20 protein-coding genes are annotated in these 18,135 nt (G+C 33.0%); 11 read left to right on the forward strand and 9 right to left on the reverse strand.

What is annotated here, in order from left to right:
- Positions 1–13: 13 nt before the first annotated feature.
- From trpD to MST30_RS01665, 9 genes are all read left to right on the forward strand, one after another.
- Positions 14–1,006 (forward strand): anthranilate phosphoribosyltransferase, encoded by a 993-nt coding sequence (gene trpD, locus MST30_RS01625; RefSeq protein WP_243472669.1) that lies wholly within the window; start codon positions 14–16, stop codon positions 1,004–1,006.
- Entirely contained in the window at positions 1,003–1,788 is a 786-nt protein-coding gene (trpC, locus tag MST30_RS01630) for an indole-3-glycerol phosphate synthase TrpC (RefSeq protein WP_243472670.1), read from the forward strand. Before trpD ends, trpC begins: the two co-directional genes overlap by 4 nt.
- On the forward strand, positions 1,785–2,432 hold the full coding sequence (locus MST30_RS01635; RefSeq protein WP_243472671.1) for a phosphoribosylanthranilate isomerase: 648 nt from the start codon (positions 1,785–1,787) through the stop codon (positions 2,430–2,432). The genes trpC and MST30_RS01635 overlap by 4 nt, the downstream gene beginning before the upstream one ends.
- Positions 2,433–2,485: 53 nt before the next feature.
- Positions 2,486–3,673 carry a tryptophan synthase subunit beta gene (gene trpB, locus MST30_RS01640; protein ID WP_243472672.1) on the forward strand — a complete coding sequence of 396 codons (1,188 nt, stop codon included), beginning with the start codon at positions 2,486–2,488 and terminating at the stop codon, positions 3,671–3,673.
- 84 nt (positions 3,674–3,757) lie between these two features.
- Entirely contained in the window at positions 3,758–4,528 is a 771-nt protein-coding gene (trpA, locus tag MST30_RS01645; protein ID WP_243472673.1) for a tryptophan synthase subunit alpha, read from the forward strand.
- Positions 4,529–4,625: 97 nt separating this feature from the next.
- Entirely contained in the window at positions 4,626–4,769 is a 144-nt protein-coding gene (locus MST30_RS01650) for a hypothetical protein (protein WP_243472674.1), read from the forward strand.
- 55 nt (positions 4,770–4,824) lie between these two features.
- Complete coding sequence (locus MST30_RS01655; RefSeq protein WP_243472675.1) at positions 4,825–5,058, forward strand: hypothetical protein; 234 nt, start codon at positions 4,825–4,827, stop codon at positions 5,056–5,058.
- A gap of 4 nt (positions 5,059–5,062) precedes the next feature.
- Positions 5,063–5,515 (forward strand): tRNA (cytidine(34)-2'-O)-methyltransferase, encoded by a 453-nt coding sequence (locus MST30_RS01660; RefSeq protein WP_243472676.1) that lies wholly within the window; start codon positions 5,063–5,065, stop codon positions 5,513–5,515.
- Positions 5,516–5,599: 84 nt separating this feature from the next.
- Positions 5,600–6,019, forward strand: a complete 420-nt coding sequence (locus MST30_RS01665; RefSeq protein WP_243472677.1) for an EF-hand domain-containing protein — start codon at positions 5,600–5,602, stop codon at positions 6,017–6,019.
- A gap of 69 nt (positions 6,020–6,088) precedes the next feature.
- Here MST30_RS01665 and MST30_RS01670 read toward each other — a convergent pair whose 3' ends face one another.
- From MST30_RS01670 to MST30_RS01685, 4 genes are all read right to left on the reverse strand, one after another.
- Entirely contained in the window at positions 6,089–6,781 is a 693-nt protein-coding gene (locus MST30_RS01670) for a uracil-DNA glycosylase family protein (protein WP_243472678.1), read from the reverse strand.
- Complete coding sequence (yaaA, locus tag MST30_RS01675) at positions 6,781–7,539, reverse strand: peroxide stress protein YaaA (protein ID WP_243472679.1); 759 nt, start codon at positions 7,537–7,539, stop codon at positions 6,781–6,783. The genes MST30_RS01670 and yaaA overlap by 1 nt, the downstream gene beginning before the upstream one ends.
- A gap of 83 nt (positions 7,540–7,622) precedes the next feature.
- Positions 7,623–8,657: an RluA family pseudouridine synthase gene (locus MST30_RS01680; RefSeq protein WP_243472680.1), complete on the reverse strand. Its 1,035-nt coding sequence runs from the start codon at positions 8,655–8,657 to the stop codon at positions 7,623–7,625.
- Positions 8,658–8,662: 5 nt separating this feature from the next.
- Positions 8,663–9,214 (reverse strand): PASTA domain-containing protein, encoded by a 552-nt coding sequence (locus MST30_RS01685; protein ID WP_243472681.1) that lies wholly within the window; start codon positions 9,212–9,214, stop codon positions 8,663–8,665.
- Between the two features lie 152 nt (positions 9,215–9,366).
- Between MST30_RS01685 and MST30_RS01690 the strand changes: the two genes are divergently transcribed.
- Positions 9,367–10,344 (forward strand): D-alanine--D-alanine ligase, encoded by a 978-nt coding sequence (locus MST30_RS01690; protein WP_243472682.1) that lies wholly within the window; start codon positions 9,367–9,369, stop codon positions 10,342–10,344.
- Positions 10,345–10,379: 35 nt separating this feature from the next.
- Positions 10,380–10,841: a pantetheine-phosphate adenylyltransferase gene (coaD, locus tag MST30_RS01695; protein WP_243472683.1), complete on the forward strand. Its 462-nt coding sequence runs from the start codon at positions 10,380–10,382 to the stop codon at positions 10,839–10,841.
- Here coaD and MST30_RS01700 read toward each other — a convergent pair.
- The 5 genes from MST30_RS01700 to MST30_RS01720 all read right to left on the reverse strand — a co-directional run bounded on the left by MST30_RS01700 (position 10,834) and on the right by MST30_RS01720 (position 18,024).
- Positions 10,834–11,478: a response regulator gene (locus tag MST30_RS01700; protein ID WP_243472684.1), complete on the reverse strand. Its 645-nt coding sequence runs from the start codon at positions 11,476–11,478 to the stop codon at positions 10,834–10,836. The two genes, coaD and MST30_RS01700, sit on opposite strands and share 8 nt — an antisense overlap.
- 67 nt (positions 11,479–11,545) lie before the next feature.
- Complete coding sequence (locus MST30_RS01705) at positions 11,546–13,396, reverse strand: tetratricopeptide repeat-containing sensor histidine kinase (protein ID WP_243472685.1); 1,851 nt, start codon at positions 13,394–13,396, stop codon at positions 11,546–11,548.
- A gap of 57 nt (positions 13,397–13,453) precedes the next feature.
- Entirely contained in the window at positions 13,454–15,274 is a 1,821-nt protein-coding gene (locus MST30_RS01710) for a tetratricopeptide repeat-containing sensor histidine kinase (RefSeq protein ID WP_243472686.1), read from the reverse strand.
- 300 nt (positions 15,275–15,574) lie between these two features.
- Positions 15,575–17,476: a BamB-related PQQ repeat family beta-propellar protein gene (locus tag MST30_RS01715; protein WP_243472687.1), complete on the reverse strand. Its 1,902-nt coding sequence runs from the start codon at positions 17,474–17,476 to the stop codon at positions 15,575–15,577.
- An 11-nt stretch (positions 17,477–17,487) separates the two neighbouring features.
- A complete protein-coding gene (locus tag MST30_RS01720; protein ID WP_243472688.1) occupies positions 17,488–18,024 on the reverse strand; it encodes a DUF6252 domain-containing protein in 537 nt (178 codons plus the stop codon).
- Between the last annotated feature and the right edge of the window lie 111 nt (positions 18,025–18,135).

Raw genomic sequence — 18,135 nt, forward strand, 5'->3', positions numbered from 1 at the left:
TCAAATCTAACACATGAAAGAAATTTTAAACAGACTAATAAATCAAGAAAGCATCTCAGCAGAAGAAGCCAAGAGGGTTTTAGTAAATATCTCAAATGGTGTATACAACAAAAGCCAGATCGCTTCTTTTTTAACCGTTTACATGATGCGAAGTATTACTACAGAAGAACTTCGTGGTTTTAGAGATGCCTTATTAGAACTTTGTATTCCTGTTGAATTAGATGGCTACAATACTATTGATTTATGTGGCACAGGCGGTGATGGCAAAAATACGTTTAACATATCAACCCTATCCTCGTTTGTCACTGCTGGTGCTGGAGTACATGTAACAAAACATGGTAATTATGGCGTTTCATCTGCATCAGGCTCTTCTAACGTTATGGAGCATTTAGGTATAAAATTTTCTAATGAAATTGATTTTTTAAAACGCAGTTTAGACAAAGCTGGAATTTGTGTTTTGCACGCACCTCTTTTTCATCCTGCCATGAAAAATGTGGCACCAATACGTAAGGAGCTTGGTGTAAAAACCTTTTTCAACATGCTGGGTCCAATGGTAAACCCAGCATTTCCAAAAAATCAGATGGTTGGTGTGTTTAATTTAGAATTACTCAGACTATACGGTTATTTATATCAAGAAACTAATAAAAATTATGCTATAGTACATGCTTTGGACGGTTATGATGAAATATCGCTAACGGGAAAAACCAAAACAATCACCAATACTTCCGAAACCTTATTTGAAGCTCATGATATTGGTCTAAATCAAATAGATGCTTCTGATATTTATGGTGGAACTACTGTAAAAGAAGCAGCTAAAATTTTCAAAAAGATTATTAACGGAAAGGGAACCGAAGCCCAAAATAGCGTGGTCTGCGCCAATGCTGGTCTGGCCATAGCAACGGTAAAACAGATTTCGCACCAAGAAGGTATTGCAATGGCTGATGAATCCTTAAAAAGTGGTCTTGCAAAATCTAGTCTAGAAAAATTAATAGAACTTAGTAAATGAACATCCTAGATAAAATAGTAATTGACAAACGCAAAGAAGTTGCACTTCGAAAAAGTCTAATTCCTTTAAAACAATTGGAAACTTCAGTGCTTTTTGAAAGATCAACAATTTCACTTTCACAAAGTTTAAAAAACAGTACTTCTGGCATTATAGCAGAACACAAGAGACGTTCTCCTTCAAAAGCTGTTATAAATCAAAGTTTAAATGTGCAAGACGTCTCTAAAGGTTACAAAGATGCTGGTGTTTGTGGTATGTCTGTACTAACAGATGGTAAATATTTTGGTGGATCTTTAGACGACTTACTTATTGCAAGAGCCAGTTGCAATTTGCCATTATTACGAAAAGAATTTATCATAGATACCTACCAAATTGTAGAAGCTAAGGCTTATGGTGCAGATGTGATTTTGTTGATTGCTGCAATCCTAACTAAAGAAGAAATAAAACAATTTTCGGAATTAGCGAAAAGCTTAGATTTAGATGTTTTACTCGAAGTACATAATTTAGACGAACTTCAAAAATCCATCATACCAACGATTGATATGCTTGGTGTGAATAACCGAAATTTAAAAACTTTTGAAGTAAGCTTAGAAACGTCAAAAGCATTGAGTAATCACATTCCGAATGATTTCGTAAAAGTTTCAGAAAGTGGAATAAGCTCTGTTGATGCCATAAAAGAATTACAGCCTTATGGATACAAAGGCTTTTTAATTGGTGAGAATTTCATGAAGACTGATAATCCAGGTCTTAGCGCAACAGAATTCATTAATACTCTAAACCAATGAAACTTAAAATCTGTGGAATGAAATATAACACGTCCGAAGTTGCAGCATTGCAACCAGACTATCTTGGCTTTATATTTTATGATAAATCACCTCGTAATTTTGAAGGTGTCATTCCAGAGTTACCAAATACCATCAAAAAAGTTGGTGTTTTTGTAGATGAGACAGTTGACGTTATTATTCAGATAATTAAAAAATTTGGACTTGATGCAATTCAGTTGCATGGTAATGAATCACCGGACTATTGCAAAGAATTAAAAAACCATTGTCATGCTGAACTTGATTCAGCATCTCAATATGAGATCATCAAAGTCTTCAGCATCAAAGACGAATTCGACTTTAGTCAACTGCAACCTTATGAAGATGTGGTAGATTATTTTCTATTCGATACTAAAGGAAAATTACCTGGCGGAAACGGTTACACCTTCAATTGGGACGTGTTAAAAGAGTATCCATCAACAAAACCTTACTTTTTAAGTGGAGGCATTGGATTAGAGGAAATAGACAATGTGATGTCTTTCTTGCAAAGGGAGGAATCTAAATATTGCTATGCTATAGATATCAATAGCAAATTTGAAATTAAGCCTGGGTTAAAGGCTATTGAAAAATTAGAAGAATTTATAACCAATTTGTCATTCCGCACTTGATACGGAATCCATAATTAAAACTTTAAGATTCCTGCCTTCGCAGGAATAAGACTATGAAAAACACATATAACATCAACGACAAAGGTTACTACGGTGAATTTGGTGGCGCATATATTCCTGAAATGCTTTACCCTAATGTAGAAGAATTACGTCAAAACTATCTGAAAGTAATGGCAGAATCGTCTTTTCAAGAAGAGTTCAATCAATTGCTTAAGGATTATGTTGGTCGTCCTTCTCCACTCTATTTTGCCAAGCGCCTTTCAGAAAAGTACAATACCAAAGTATATTTAAAACGTGAAGACCTCAATCATACTGGTGCACATAAGGTCAATAACACCATTGGCCAAATCCTTATGGCAAAACGCTTAGGCAAAACCAGAATCATCGCCGAGACTGGCGCTGGACAACATGGAGTCGCTACAGCTACGGTATGTGCATTAATGGGACTAGACTGCATCGTATACATGGGTGAAATCGATATTGCCAGACAAGCACCAAACGTTGCTCGTATGAAAATGTTGGGAGCAGAAGTGAGACCTGCATTATCAGGTAGCAGAACCTTAAAAGATGCCACCAACGAAGCGATTAGAGATTGGATTAACAATCCAGTCGATACACATTACATTATTGGCTCAGCTATTGGACCTCATCCATATCCTGATATGGTAACACGATTTCAATCTGTAATTTCAGAAGAAATAAAATGGCAGCTGAAAGAAAAAGAAGGTAAAGAAAACCCAGATTATGTGGTTGCTTGTATTGGTGGTGGTAGCAATGCAGCTGGAACATATTATCACTTTTTAGATGATGAAAACGTTGGTATTATTGCTGTAGAAGCTGCAGGTAAAGGCATTCATTCTGGAGAAAGCGCAGCAACTTCTGCATTAGGAAAAGAAGGTATTATTCATGGTTGTAAAACCTTGTTAATGCAAACTGACGATGGTCAAATCACAGAACCATACTCTATTTCTGCAGGTTTAGATTATCCTGGTGTTGGTCCATTACATTCGCATTTATACAAATCTGGTCGTGGTGAATTTTACTCTGCAACAGATGATGAAGCTATGAAAGCCGGATTAGAATTAACCAAATTGGAAGGTATTATTCCTGCAATAGAAAGTTCTCATGCTTTGGCTGTTTTTAAACATAAAACATTTCAACCAGATGATATTGTTGTCATCAGCTTATCTGGTCGTGGTGATAAGGATTTACAGAATTATATTGATTATTTCAAGCTTTAAAAGACGCTAGATGTGAGAAAAGAAACATAAGACTTTAAATAAATGTCTAATATCTATATTCTCATATCTCATTTCTATAAAATTATGAACAGAATAAACCAAAAACTAAACGAAGATAAAAAGCTATTGTCCATATACTTTACAGCAGGATACCCAAATATAGATGACACGGTTTCTATTATTCAGAATTTAGAACAAAGTGGTGTGGACATGATTGAAATCGGTCTACCGTTTAGCGATCCACTTGCGGATGGACCAACCATTCAAGCCAGTTCAACCGCTGCACTAAAAAATGGAATGACAACAGAAAAACTATTCGAACAGCTTAAGGATATTCGAAAGTCAGTTTCAATACCGTTAATCATTATGGGTTATTTTAATCCTGTGTTACAATATGGTGTTGAGGCCTTTTGCAAAAAATGTCAAGAGATCGGTATCGATGGACTAATACTTCCAGATTTACCTGCTGATGTTTATGATGAAGACTACAAAGCTATATTCGAAAAATATGGACTTATCAATGTGTTTTTAATCACGCCTCAAACTTCGGATGAACGTATTAGATATATCGATTCTATTTCAAACGGATTCATTTACATGGTGAGTTCGGCGAGTACAACTGGTGCACAATCTGGCTTTGGAGAAGAACAAACCAATTATTTTGAACGTATTTCTAAAATGAACTTGAACAATCCTCAAATTGTTGGGTTTGGTATTTCAAACAACGACACCTTTACCCAAGCTTCAACTCATACGAAAGGAGCTATTATTGGTAGTGCGTTTATTAAATATATTTCTGAAAACGGGATAAACGAATTAAACAACTTTGTTAACCCAATACTTTTTAAGAATTAATAGTTTTTAACAATTAAAACTTAGATTTTAAGATGCTTTTGAGACATTAAACCCCTTAATTCCTTATATTAAAGAGAACACAAAAAACAAATGAATTATGGGCATTATAGCAGATAAGAGAAAGTTTAAACCAACTAAAAGACAAAGTAATCCAACAAATCCCACTGGTAATGTGAATCAGTCTACAAATGAATTTGACATTGATGAAAATACCATTAAGGATCAACAGAAGAAAAAATAAGTATTAAACAATAAAATAAGAAAGCCTGTTCATATATTTGAACAGGCTTTTTAATATGAAAAAATTAATAAACGACTGGAAACTTGTTATTCTACTATGTTTAACTCTTGGTTTAGCACCATTTTTTCCCGAACCACATATTGTTGGAAAAGTAAGATGGCTTGCAGGAGGTGCTGTTGGCATGTCTTCAATGGATTACTTTGATGTACTTTTGCATGGATTTCCATTTTTATTGTTAGTTCGACTAATAATCTTAAAAATTATTCCTGCTAAAAAAGAATCAAATTAAAAGTATGCCTTTAAACATTGTCCTTATAGAACCTGAAATACCTAACAACACAGGTAATATTGGTCGATTAGCTTTGGCTACAGGATCTCGATTACACTTGGTAAAACCTTTTGGTTTTGAAATTGATGACAAACGCCTAAAACGTGCTGGACTTGATTATTGGCAGTATCTTGAAGTCATTTATTACGAAAGCAAAGAGGAATTCTTTACTAAAAACACAGATAAGAAAATGGCTTTTTTAAGCAGTCATGGTACTAAATCGCATTGGGATATAGAGTTTGAAGACGATATGTTTCTTGTTTTTGGTAAAGAATCTGTTGGCTTACCAAAACCTCTAATTGAAGAACGAAAAGAAGACCTTTTCAAAATACCAATGTATAGTAAGAATATTAGAAGTCTTAATCTTGCCAATGCTGTAAGCATTATTTTATATGAAGGTTTACGGCAACTTCGTTAAAAATATCACAAAATAAACATTCTAATTAAACGCTTTTCAAACTATGAAGTCATAGAGGTGTTCATTAATTAAAACACATAAATTATGATTTCAAAAACATTAAAATTAAGCGTATTGGTTATTGCTATTTGTGCTGTATCCTTTGTAGATGCTCAAGAAAGAAAACGTAAACAGAGACCTAGCTCTGAAGAATTATTTAAAAAACTAGACACAAATGATGATGGAGCATTATCATTAGAAGAATTTAAAGATCAGCGTCAACGAAAGGAGGTTAAAGAAGAAACAATTGGCGAACACTTTAAAGAATTAGACACAAATTCTAATGGTTCATTATCCTTAGAAGAGTTTATTGCCAGAAAAGAGTTAATGAAGCAAAAACGTATTGAAGATCGTTTTTCAGAAATGGATAAAGATGGCAACGGAACTGTAGATTTAGAAGAATATAAAGCCTTTGTCGAAAATCACAGAAAAGAAAGACCAAAGCGTAAACCTGGTAAAAATTGATTGATTGATTGATTGATTGATTGATTTGATAGAAAATCCTCTTGCTTAGGCAAGGGGATTTTTTTATGACTACTTAAAAAACTCAGAATACTGCATCACCCTAAAATCAAAGGTATTAAAATCTGGGTTTTTCGCTTTTAGTTGTCTATAAAGTGGCAATCTACTAATGGATATGTTTGCAGCTCCAGAAGCTGAAGTTAGAGAAACGGTTTTAATAGTTCTTTCATTCTCTTTATGAAATCCTGAAACGGGTTCAGGATGACTTAGAGTAAATTTATGAATTCTCGGTACTTCGTTAGTTACCATTTCCAATTTACGATTGTAATCTTTAAGATGTTTACGAAAGAAATATTCTGGTCCATTTTTGCTATTTCCACCTGTAAATAAAATGGTTTTAATGTTTGGGTATTCTTTTAAATAACCAACTATATCTCTTAATTTCACATTACTCATTCCAAGATCTGAAGCATCAATTTTTTCGCGATCACATGAGGCTACAATATCGCAAACTCCTATTTTGTTTTTAATCAGAAACTGCTTTCGCTGTTCTATGGCTTCTTCAGAGTTGTCGTACCTAAAATTGAGATTATGAATCTTATCTATAAATAACCACAATGAATTGTAATAACTCCCGTAACAAAAATCAACATCTTGCTCTAATAATTCACCTGTAGAAAATCTTGGAGGTGGCAAAGTGCCTACAATTAGTTTTTCCGTATTATCTTTTATAAATGGTGGATATGGATGCTCGTGAAGAAACACTATCTCGTAAACACCAACTCTTTTTCAGAAGACAATTCTTCGCTAAAACCATAGTTTTCATAATTAAAACCTTTGACATCCTCTAGCGTTTTAGCATCTGTATCTATGATGTACCTTGTCATTAATCCACGTGCTAACTTTGCAAAAATGGCTATAGTCTTATACTTCCCATCTTTAAATTCTTTAAAGTTAACATCTATAACTGGTACTTTTAAAACTTTGGTATCTATGGCTTTGAAGTATTCATTACTCGCAAGATTTAAAAATAATTCATCCTCTTCTAGTTCATCATTTAAAGCTTGAGTGACTTTTCTCTTCCAGAATTCGTAAAGGTTTTTGTTTTTACCAACTGGCATTTTGGTACCCATTTCCAATCGGTAAGGTTGAATTAAATCTAAAGGTTTTAAAATTCCATATAAACCAGAAATTATACGAACCGTATCTTGAACTTTATCTAACTTTTTGGTGTCAATAGTATAGGCATCAAGTCCTCTGTACACATCACCATTAAAAGCGTAAATGGCCTGTCTGGCATTGTCCTTAGTAAATGGCAATTCCCACTCTTGATTACGCTCGTAATTCAGCTGTCCTAAATTATCAGAAATATGCATTAACTTAGATAAGCTCTTTGCTGATTTCTTTTTCAGTAATTTATTTAAGCGTTCTGCTTCTGCTAAAAAGCAACCTTCTGTAGTTTTGGTTGTTGGTAATTTGCTTTCAAAATCTAATGACTTCGCTGGTGACAATACAAGTTTCATAGTTCATTTTTTTATTCAATTCAAATTTACGAACTTGAAAGTATTTCTAAAAAGCCAGTCTAAAAATAATCGCAATAGTACTATTAATTATCTTGATGCTTGGCATAGCCTCTCCACTTCTCTATACATTGTTGCATATCTTCTGGAATATCGGTTGAAAAACTTAACCACTTACCAGTTGTTGGATGTTCAAAGCCCAAAGTTTTAGCATGTAGTGCTTGTCTTGGCAATACCTTAAATGCATTTTCTACAAACTGCTTATACTTGGTAAAGGTTGTGCCTTTCAAGATTTTTTCACCACCATAGCGCTCGTCGTTAAAAAGAGTGTGACCTATATGCTTCATATGCACACGGATTTGGTGTGTGCGACCTGTTTCGAGCTTACAGCTTACTAAAGTTACATAGCCTAAGCGTTCTAAAACTTTGTAATGGGTTACTGCCGGTTTGCCTTTATAGGCTTCATCACCTTCATAAACAGTATTCTGTAATCTGTTTTTAGGATGGCGACCAATATTACCTTCAACTGTTCCACCTTCTTCTTCCATATTTCCCCAGACTATAGCCACGTATTCGCGTTCACTGGTTTTTTCAGCAAACTGGTTAGACAAATGCGCCATAGCTTGTTCAGTTTTCGCTACAACTAAAAGTCCGCTCGTATCTTTATCAATACGATGTACCAAACCGGGACGATTACTCGAATTGTTTGGTAAGTTTTCAAAATGATAAATTAATCCATTGATTAAAGTTCCGGAATAGTTACCATGACCTGGATGCACCACCATACCTGCTGGTTTGTTTACCACAAGTAAATCATCGTCTTCATAAACAATATCGATAGGAATATCTTCTGCAACTAATAAGTACTCGTGCGGTGGATGCTCAAATTTTACAGTAATATGATCGTTGGGTTTTACCTTGTAATTAGATTTTACAGGAGTACCGTTCACAAAAATAGAACCGTCTTTTGCAGCCTGTTGAATTTTGTTTCGCGTCGCATTTTCAACAAAATTCATTAAATATTTATCAATACGAAGAGGTTGCTGTCCTTTTTCTACTTTAAAAGCGTAATGCTCATAAAGTTCATCTTCCTCCTCAGACATATCTACAATATCTGCCATACTAATTAACGATTTCCGTTTCCTAAAACTACATCTATCTTAGATGTTAGCGGTAACATTGTTCCAGGCTCAAGAGTTTTGCCTTTGTGTTTTAGCCCTAATACAACGTCTTTACCAATGTTATCTATATAAGTAATTTCGCCAATTTTAAATTCTAAGGCTTCCAATTGTGGTTTAGCTTGCCTAAAAGTACGTTTTAAGACATTTGGTACTTCAACTTTGCGGTAACCAGAAGGATTGAGGATGAGATAAATTTTTCTATTTTCTTTTACCTGAGCACCTGCAACTGGGTTTTGTTCTATAACAGAATATTTGGGATAGTTAGGATTATAGTTTGCAGAATCCTGAATCTCCATTCTTAAGTCGTTATCGTTGAGTTCTATCTCTACAGTCTCTAGAGATTTACCTTTTAAGTCTGGAACGGTTACAAACTCTCCATGATTAGTTGTAATGTTTAACCATTTTAGAATTAAGAAACTTAAAACAACAATAGCAACAATGGCCAATGCTAATTGCTTAAAAAACACTTTACTGGTTAAAAACTTTACTATACTCATAGGCTGCTAACTTGTTGACAAATCTAAATAAATAATCTAACGTTAAAAAATTAATATACGTATGCTACGTTTCATTTAGATTATTGAAAATAAATGATACTTTTACATTACAACTTGTTCAACTTATATCACCTAGTTTTTAGGCTTTAAAAATGAAGAAAAATATCGCCATAATTATGGGAGGCTACTCTAGCGAATATAAAATTTCGTTAAAGAGTGGCAATGTTGTTTACGACACTTTAGAAAAAGACAAATACAACGCTTATCGCATCCATATTTTTAGAGATAAATGGGTATATGTTGATGAAAACAATAACGAATACTCAATTGATAAAAATGATTTTTCGGTTATGGTAAATAATAGTAAAGTTACTTTTGATTGTGTTTTTAATGCCATTCACGGATCACCTGGCGAAGATGGGTATATGCAAGCCTATTTTAAACTTTTAAATATTCCACAGACGAGTTGTAACATGTACCAAGCCGCTTTAACCTTTAATAAGCGCGATTTACTATCAACATTAAAACCGTATGCTATTAAAACAGCTGAAAGCTATTTTCTTAATCTTGGTGATAAGATTGATGAAGAAGCTATAGTCGCTAAAGTGGGCTTACCATGTTTTGTAAAAGCCAATAAAGCTGGTAGTAGTTTTGGAATTTCTAAAGTGTATAAAAAAGAAGATTTAAAAACTGCCATTGAGACGTCTTTTAAAGAAGATAACGAAATAATTATTGAACAGTTTTTAGATGGCACCGAAGTTTCGGTTGGTGTCATTTCTTACAAAGGTGAAACTACTGTTTTACCAATTACAGAAATTGTATCAGAAAATGACTTTTTTGATTACCAAGCTAAATACGAAGGAAAATCTCAAGAAATTACACCTGCGAGAATATCTGATGATTACAAAACAAAAGTTGAATCTGTAGCCAAAAAAATATATGAAGTTTTGGGCATGACAGGTTTTTCTCGCAGTGAGTTTATTTTTAAAAATGACGAACCTCACCTTCTCGAAGTAAATACTGTACCAGGTCTAACCAAAGAAAGTATTTTACCTCAGCAAGCTGCTGCCGCAGGTATAAGTATGCAAGATTTATTTAGTAATGCCATTGAGGAAGCAATGAAGAATTAATAGTTATCTTTGAAGCCATAAAGAAGTTTACTAAAATGAGACGCGCACTTTTTCCTGGATCATTTGATCCTATTACTAATGGACATTACGACATCATTAAACGTGGTGTAAAGCTTTTTGATGAAGTTGTTGTTGCGATTGGTGTTAATTCTGAAAAAAAATATATGTTCTCTCTAGAAGAACGTAAACATTTTATTGAAGAAGCTTTTAAAGATGAGCCAAAAGTAAAAGTGGTGACTTACGAAGGTTTAACTATAGATTTTTGTAAAGAAATTGATGCCGAATTTATTTTGAGAGGACTACGTAATCCTGCTGATTTTGAGTTTGAAAAAGCGATTGCACATACCAATCGTAAACTTTCAAAAATTGAAACTGTATTTTTACTTACAGCCTCAAGGACATCTTACATTTCATCTTCGATTGTCCGCGATGTTATAAGAAATAATGGCGATTATACCGTTTTAGTCCCTGAAAGTGTTAGAGTAACTTCTAAATAATATTATTTCGTTTTGCCTTTTGCACAGCCTCTAATTTATTGTGTACCTGAAGTTTGCGATAAATATTTTCAATATGTTTTCTTATAGTTCCTGTTGAAAGTATAAGATTTTCTGCAACAGCATTGTAACTCAAACCTTTACTTAATTGCTCTAAAACGTCTACTTCTCTACTGGTGAGTTTTATTTCTTCTTTTTCTTTTTCTTCAACAAAAGGATTACGAAGTAACTTCAAAGTTTTTAAAGCTATTGAAGGGTTCATAGCTGCACCTCCGTTTAAGGTTTCTAAAATACCTGAATGCAAATCTCCTGCATTAATTTCTTTTAGCAAATAACCATCTGCACCAGCCTTTATGGCGTTAAAAATGTTTTCATCATTATCAAAAACAGTAAGCATTATAATCTTAATATGAGGATACTTTTGTTTTGCTAGCTCCGTAGCTTCTATACCATTCATTACAGGCATTTCAATATCCATTAAAATTAAATCTATATTATTGTTTTCTTCTAGTTTTTCAAGAACATCCTTGCCGTTCATAGCTGTAAATCTCACCTCCAAATCTTCAAAAAAAGATAGTTTCTCTTCTACTGCTTTTATGAGAAAAGTGTTATCGTCTACTATGGCTATTCTTATAATCATGTAATTTTTAATTAGATTCTAAATATCATTAAAATAACTATTAAATACTATACGTATTTTATCGTATTTATATTTGTAATCTTATATCTGTACCCTCACCAACAACTGATTGTATTGATAATTGGGCTTTAATATCTTCTGCTCGTTTCTTCATATTGTTAAGTCCATTACCTAGCTTTACGCTGTTTTCATCAAAGCCTTTTCCATTATCCTTTATTCTAACAATCATCTTATTTTTCTCTTCTGAAATATCAACATTTATATAAGTTGCCTCTGCATATTTTAAAGCATTATTTATGGCTTCTTGTATAATTCGGTAAATATTCATTCCCTTTACTGATGTAAAGGCAATGTCATCATCTAAAGATGTATCAACATTAAAACTAAATTTTATATTCTGGGCTGCAAGATTCGCTTGATCTATAAAATTTGAGATGCGTATCTGTAAGTCCTCAAAAGTGATTTTATCTTTATTCATTGCCCATATAGTGTCTCTTAACTCATGGATAGTCGTAGTTGTAAATTCACTAATTCCTCTAAGTTTATTCCCTAATTTTTCTGGAATTTTAAAACCATACCTAAGATTGTCTAATGATGAAATAATAAAGGTGAGTTGTGCACCTATGTTATCGTGCAGATCTCTACTAATCCTTAGACGTTGCTCTTGTAATTTGCTTTGGGTTTCAATTTTTAACAATGCATCTTTAAGCTGATTTTCTTTTTGCAATTGACGATTTTTTAGTTTCTGCTGATTGTAAAACAAATATCCTAAAAGTCCTAAAACTACTGCAAGTGCACCTAAACCTAAGATGTATATATTTTTCTTACTAAGGTCTAATTCTTTTTCTGCTAGATCTGCTCGCTGAGATAGTATTTCTTTTTCTTTTTTTTCGGTATCAAACTTTACCCTTAATGTCGCCAATTCTTCTAAAACTTCTTGCCCTTCAAGACTATCTTTTAGTTTTAAATGCTGTTCTAAATAGTGTAATGCAGAATCTGTTTTATTTGTTTTCTTATAGATATCTGATAATTGATAGTAGTTATAAGACAAAAGCCTTCCGTACTTTTTCTTGGATGCATAATACATAGAGCTTTTAAAATTATCTAAAGCTTTATTTAGTTTGTTTTGTTGCTTTAGAACTTCAGCAATCTGTACATAGCTCTCTCCTAAACCTATGGAATCATTTATTTTTTTTCTGATATCTAATGCCTTAGTAAAATAGACAAGTGCTTCGTTTAAATTTCCTTCTTCTACATAGGTATTGGCTAGGTTTGCATAACTGTATGGTATCCCAAAGCTATCCTTTTGTGCTTCTTTAATAACCAATCCTTTTTTAACAAAATACTTAGCACTATCGTACTTCTTTTCCATCAGCTTTAGAATACTATAATTATTATAAATATCCTGAACTTTAGACTTGACACTATCGGTTTTAGCTAACTGAATCGCTTTTTGCATTAGAGAATTAGCCATATTTAAATCTCTACGTCGCGAAGAATAACCTAGTTCTCCATAAGCCTTTGCCGCCAGAGCATTTTCACCTATGGTCTCGTAAATTTTTATAGCTTCTAATTGACTTTCAAAATTGGCTTTGTAATTGCCTATATAATAATAATTAACACCTAAATTTAGATAAGCATCGGCTGCTCCCTTTTGGTAACCAATTGCCTTTGCGCTTAGTATTGTAGCCTCTAACAAACGTTTTAAAGAATCTTGACTAATGCCCACTCCTTGTACTTTAATAGCGTTGATACTATCTATTTTTTCTCTTGAAAAATGAATAAAATCAGTATCATCTAATTGTACATAACTAGTATCTTTTTTGGTTTCTAGAAGAAGACTATCAACCAGTTTAGTGTTTGATTGAGAATAGCCAAGAATTGTAAAACTTAAAAAAATGAGTAGATAAAATCTCATATAACCTAAAGAATAATTAAACAAGGACTTAAGATAATCATTTGAAACAACTCTTAGTTATACTATAATTTTAATTTCTGTCCCTGTCTCTAATTGTGTGTTAATTTGAATTTCCCCACCAATATTTGCTATTCGCTTTTCCATATTGGTAAGACCGTTTCCTCTTTTAACAGAGTCTAAATCGAAGCCTTTTCCATTATCTGAAATTTTAAAAACTAAGTTTGAAACTTCTTTAGACACTTCAACCTTAATCTGAGAAGCATCTGCATATTTTAAACTATTGTGTATCGCCTCTTGTATAACACGATGAATGTTCATACCCTCAACAGAAGTAAAGGTTTTACTAGTATCTACACCACTATCTACTCTAAACGAAAACTGAATATTTGCATCGTACAAATGTGCCTTGTCTATGTAATTAGAAATTCTGGTTTGCAGATCTTCAAAAGTAATTTCACTTTTATTCATAGCCCAAATGGTATCTCTTAATTCATAAATAGTACCAGATGTAAAATCGCTAATGGTTTCGAGTTTATGGGTTAGTTTTTTGTCTTTGATATCAAAACCATATTTTAGATTGTCTATAGATGAAATAATAAAGGTTAATTGCGCACCTATATTATCGTGCAAATCTCGGCTAATTCTTAAGCGTTGTTCTTGTAATTTGCTTTGAGTTTCAATTTTTATTAAGGCATCTTTAAGCTCATTTTCTTTTTGCAACTGATCGTTTTTTAGTTTTTGCTGGTTGTAAAAGAGAAAACCTATTAAGCCTAATATTAGGGTTAAGATTGCCAATCCGTAAAGTTGATAATTTCGTTTTTGAATTACTAGATCTTGTTCTGCAATTTCTGCGCGCTGAATGAGAATTTCCTTTTCTTTTTTTTCAGTTTCATACTTTACTTCTAAGTCTGCTATTTTTTGTGCATTTTTTTCAGAAAATATTGAATCTTTTAACTTTATATAGGTTTGTTTCTGTTTCCTGGCCTGCTCATGGTTTCCTAACATATAATTACTCTCTGCCATGGTTAGATATAAATCTGCAGAAACCAATTCTATCTCTGGATATTTTTTTACTAAATCAAAACCTTCGTTTATATAGTGTTTCGCAACTTTAGGCAGATTTTTTTCATTGTAAAGAGTTGCTACATTATTGTAAGTAGAGAGCATTCCGCGCTCGTCTCCTTTATAATTTTCTTTCTTTTTTAAAGCCTCTAAATAGGTTTCTAATGCTAAATCTTTATCGCCTTTTTCATGGTATGCATTAGCCAAATTATCTAAGATTTTGTAGTACTCTATTCTATTATCTAACTTTTTCGCTAATGCCAATGCTTTCTTGTAAGACAAAATAGCTTTGTCTATCCTACCCAAATCCTTTAAGTTTATGCCTATATTATTGTGCGAAGCAATTTGTTCGTTATCCAAGTTATATTTTTCCCTAACATCTAGTGCTTTCTTGTGATACTCTAAGGCTTTCTCATTTAAATTCATCTCTTGATAAATGAGACCTATGTTATTTAGTGAAGATGATGTTGATTTTTCACTCTGTCTGGCTTCATCCATTTTTAAAGATTGAAAGAAGTAATCTAAAGCTTCGTTATAATTCCCTCGGTTCCAATTAAACATCCCAAGATTATTAATACACATGGACTCAATATTCTTAAATCCAAAATCTCTACTCATCTTCAGCGCTTTTTCAAAATAGTGAGCTGCCGAATCCGATTTTCCGGTTACATCCATGTATATACCATGAGTATTTACCAATTCAGTTAAACCAAAATTAAAATTAACAGCCTTAGCAGACGCTTTACCTTCTTCGATAACCTTGAGCGCTTTGTCTGTGTCATTAAAAATATAGCCAAAGGCTATTTTGTTATACATCCTAATTTTTACAGAATCATTTTTTGTACTGCGAGCAACGGTAAGTAAGCTGTCTAAATTTTGAGCGTAAGAATAAAAGCTTGGTAACGATAAAAAGAATAAAAAAAGCATCAAGTAAAATCTGCTGAGATTAGCAGAAATTATAGATGATGCTTTTTTAAGGAAATTGATTAATAGCATTTCTAATATATAATTTTTTTATCTGTAAGCTTGTTTTTATTCGACTAAGGTACAATTTAAGAAGATTAAGCGTAACCATCTCAGTTACGCTTAATCAAAAATAAATCTCAACAAAAAAATTTATTTTTTAAGGTCATAAGCATATATAGTCTTATCGTTTGCTTTGTAATAAAGGTAACCACCATATTCATCAACTTTATATTCTGGTTTTTTATCCTTAAGCAAAATTTCCTTTTCTATCTTACCAGAATCCTTATTTACTTTTACCAATCCTACTCCACTATCTAATTTTGTTAGTATAAATTGAGCATTTTCGGTCGCAGCTGAAGATTTAAAACGTTGAGACATCATATCAAAAGACGCACCTGCAATAGACGCAAACATATCTGAAGCGCGTTTTGCCTCCTTGCCATAATCATTATAATTTCTAAGATTGTTTATTCCTATACCATTATTATTCATTCCGGCTGCATAAGCTGTAGAAGCTGTTGCCACCAATGATGCCGCAGCTACTACTCCACCAACAATTTTCATAAAACCACTCTTACCTGGCGACTTGTAATAACCATGATATTTTTCTGAACCATTACTCTCCAATGACATTACATTTTGAGAAGAACTTAAAAAGATATTCCCATTTCTAACCTCCATAGTATTTGGGGATTCTTTTTCTTCGAACTTTATTTTAGAAAGCTCCGTAACATCACCAGAATTGGCATCTATGGCATATAAAACATCACCTGCTGCAATTAAGTAACGTTCATTAGCTGCATCGTAGGTTGAAGCTACAGAAGCAGAGTTTTTATACTTTAAGGGTTTATCCCAAACTTGTTCACCCGTTTCTAGATTTACAATATTTGTATCTTCACCTGTGATATAGATTAATCCTTGAGGTGTATGTGCCATCATCATAATGTTTTCACCCGTTTTTAATGGTTTCTTAAACAATGTCTCACCATTAAATGAGATTTTATTGATTCCTCCTGAATAAATTCCAAAAAGAATACCATCTTCCATAATATAAAAGTGTTGAACGTATCCTTTTGTTTTTGGCGCTTTATCCCAAAGATCTTCTCCCGTAGCTGCACTGAACATGGTAATTTTAGATTCTGATTTTGCAGCAAACGCTCCATCACCACCAGCTACATTACTTACAACAGCGAGACCTTGAGGTAGAATTTCGAATTTTGAAACGATACCTTTTACCTTTCTATCATCTTCCCAAAGTTCTTGACCACTTGTACCAATTTTATGTATTCTTGTGTTCTTTCCGTTCGTAGTAGTTTCAAAACCATAAATCTCTTTTTCAGTCTCATCTGCCACTAACCAGCTTACATTTTTGATTTTGTTTTGCCAAAGTTCCTCTCCTGTATGTGATTTTGCGATTAAACCTTGAGCAGTTGGTATGATTAAAAATTCTTTTAATAATAAAGGTCGACCAGTAACACTAAAGTTTTTAGCTACACCTACTCTTCCTGGTTTATCTAAAAAGAAACTATAATCTAATTTTGAAGAATTCAAATCATAAACCGCAACTTTTGGTGTAACTTTCTCTGCTTTAGTCCCTATTTTTTGAATCCCGCTTACTATGAGTTTGTTCTGTGGTAAGACAACATCACAGGTGTAAATTTGGTTCCAACTATCATCATCTGAGTTAAAGATTACCTTACCCTGCATATAATCTATAACTGCACGCTTAGTTTTTGCGATACCAGCAAATTTAGAAGTTGCACCCTGAGATACAACGATATAAGGTGACCCTGGAATAAACTCTGTTTCTTCAGGTTTTAATTTTCCAAAGTTATTAAAAGTAAAAACAGGTTGACTTTGATCTGGTCTTATACCTGCTAGACCATCGTTAGTGGCAACAACCAAAACTCCACCAACGGTAAGTGTCATCTCATTTATCTTAGCACCAAGATCATAACTCTGATCTGGAGTTTCTTGAGCAAACAAAGATGTAGCACTTATAAAAAGTGCCAACATCATTGTGTTTTTTATTTGAGTCAATAGCATTTTCATAACACAAACTATTACTGAACTTGTTTATTTAAATTAAATGAACCATCTGTAATTGTCTTTACAGACTGGTCTCCATTAATATTTTTACAAGTAAACTCAAATGTTCCTATTAATTTATCATCTGTTTCTTCAGAAATACTTAATGATCCTACCATAGAGTTATCGTATGGTGCTTGCCAAATTTCTGTAGTTGAATTTTGAGGATTGTTAAGATCTACATCTGTTTCTGTGTAAGACGCTACATTTACGTTATTAATATTAGAGCCATCTAAATCGTAAGTTCCTACTCCATCATAACCCCAAACTGTGAATGAAAATGCATTTCCATCACTGTTAGAAGCAATAATTATTAAATTATTACCATTGTTAGCTATTGTTGCAGAAGATGATATCTCCCAAGACTCATAGCTGGTTCCATCTACTTTTGCAATTAAAGTTCCTGAAGGAGCATTACCTCCACTTCCACCATCATCATCATTACTACATGATGTAAATGTTGCTAATGATAGTGTCATTACTAATAACATAAAGTTCTTTAAAGTTCTCATTGTTGATTTAATTTATTGGTTAATACAGAAGCAAATCTCAACAATAAGAGGATGGTAAAACATACGACGAATTGCGTATATTTTTATAAACAATTGATTTTTAGAATTTTA

The sequence above is a fragment of the Winogradskyella sp. MH6 genome (assembly GCF_022810765.1).
GTDB lineage: Bacteria > Bacteroidota > Bacteroidia > Flavobacteriales > Flavobacteriaceae > Winogradskyella.

Excerpts from the sequence above, each read along its gene's own strand:
- trpD (WP_243472669.1), top strand. The coding sequence starts at position 14 with ATGAAAGAAATTTTAAACAGACTAATAAATCAAGAAAGCATCTCAGCA.
- trpC (WP_243472670.1), top strand. The coding sequence starts at position 1,003 with ATGAACATCCTAGATAAAATAGTAATTGACAAACGCAAAGAAGTTGCA.
- MST30_RS01635 (WP_243472671.1), top strand. The coding sequence starts at position 1,785 with ATGAAACTTAAAATCTGTGGAATGAAATATAACACGTCCGAAGTTGCA.
- trpB (WP_243472672.1), top strand. The coding sequence starts at position 2,486 with ATGAAAAACACATATAACATCAACGACAAAGGTTACTACGGTGAATTT.
- trpA (WP_243472673.1), top strand. The coding sequence starts at position 3,758 with ATGAACAGAATAAACCAAAAACTAAACGAAGATAAAAAGCTATTGTCC.
- MST30_RS01650 (WP_243472674.1), top strand. The coding sequence starts at position 4,626 with ATGGGCATTATAGCAGATAAGAGAAAGTTTAAACCAACTAAAAGACAA.
- MST30_RS01655 (WP_243472675.1), top strand. The coding sequence starts at position 4,825 with ATGAAAAAATTAATAAACGACTGGAAACTTGTTATTCTACTATGTTTA.
- MST30_RS01660 (WP_243472676.1), top strand. The coding sequence starts at position 5,063 with ATGCCTTTAAACATTGTCCTTATAGAACCTGAAATACCTAACAACACA.
- MST30_RS01665 (WP_243472677.1), top strand. The coding sequence starts at position 5,600 with ATGATTTCAAAAACATTAAAATTAAGCGTATTGGTTATTGCTATTTGT.
- yaaA (WP_243472679.1), bottom strand. The coding sequence starts at position 7,539 with ATGAAACTTGTATTGTCACCAGCGAAGTCATTAGATTTTGAAAGCAAA.
- MST30_RS01680 (WP_243472680.1), bottom strand. The coding sequence starts at position 8,657 with ATGGCAGATATTGTAGATATGTCTGAGGAGGAAGATGAACTTTATGAG.
- MST30_RS01685 (WP_243472681.1), bottom strand. The coding sequence starts at position 9,214 with ATGAGTATAGTAAAGTTTTTAACCAGTAAAGTGTTTTTTAAGCAATTA.
- MST30_RS01690 (WP_243472682.1), top strand. The coding sequence starts at position 9,367 with ATGAAGAAAAATATCGCCATAATTATGGGAGGCTACTCTAGCGAATAT.
- coaD (WP_243472683.1), top strand. The coding sequence starts at position 10,380 with ATGAGACGCGCACTTTTTCCTGGATCATTTGATCCTATTACTAATGGA.
- MST30_RS01700 (WP_243472684.1), bottom strand. The coding sequence starts at position 11,478 with ATGATTATAAGAATAGCCATAGTAGACGATAACACTTTTCTCATAAAA.
- MST30_RS01705 (WP_243472685.1), bottom strand. The coding sequence starts at position 13,396 with ATGAGATTTTATCTACTCATTTTTTTAAGTTTTACAATTCTTGGCTAT.
- MST30_RS01710 (WP_243472686.1), bottom strand. The coding sequence starts at position 15,274 with ATGTATAACAAAATAGCCTTTGGCTATATTTTTAATGACACAGACAAA.
- MST30_RS01715 (WP_243472687.1), bottom strand. The coding sequence starts at position 17,476 with ATGAAAATGCTATTGACTCAAATAAAAAACACAATGATGTTGGCACTT.
- MST30_RS01720 (WP_243472688.1), bottom strand. The coding sequence starts at position 18,024 with ATGAGAACTTTAAAGAACTTTATGTTATTAGTAATGACACTATCATTA.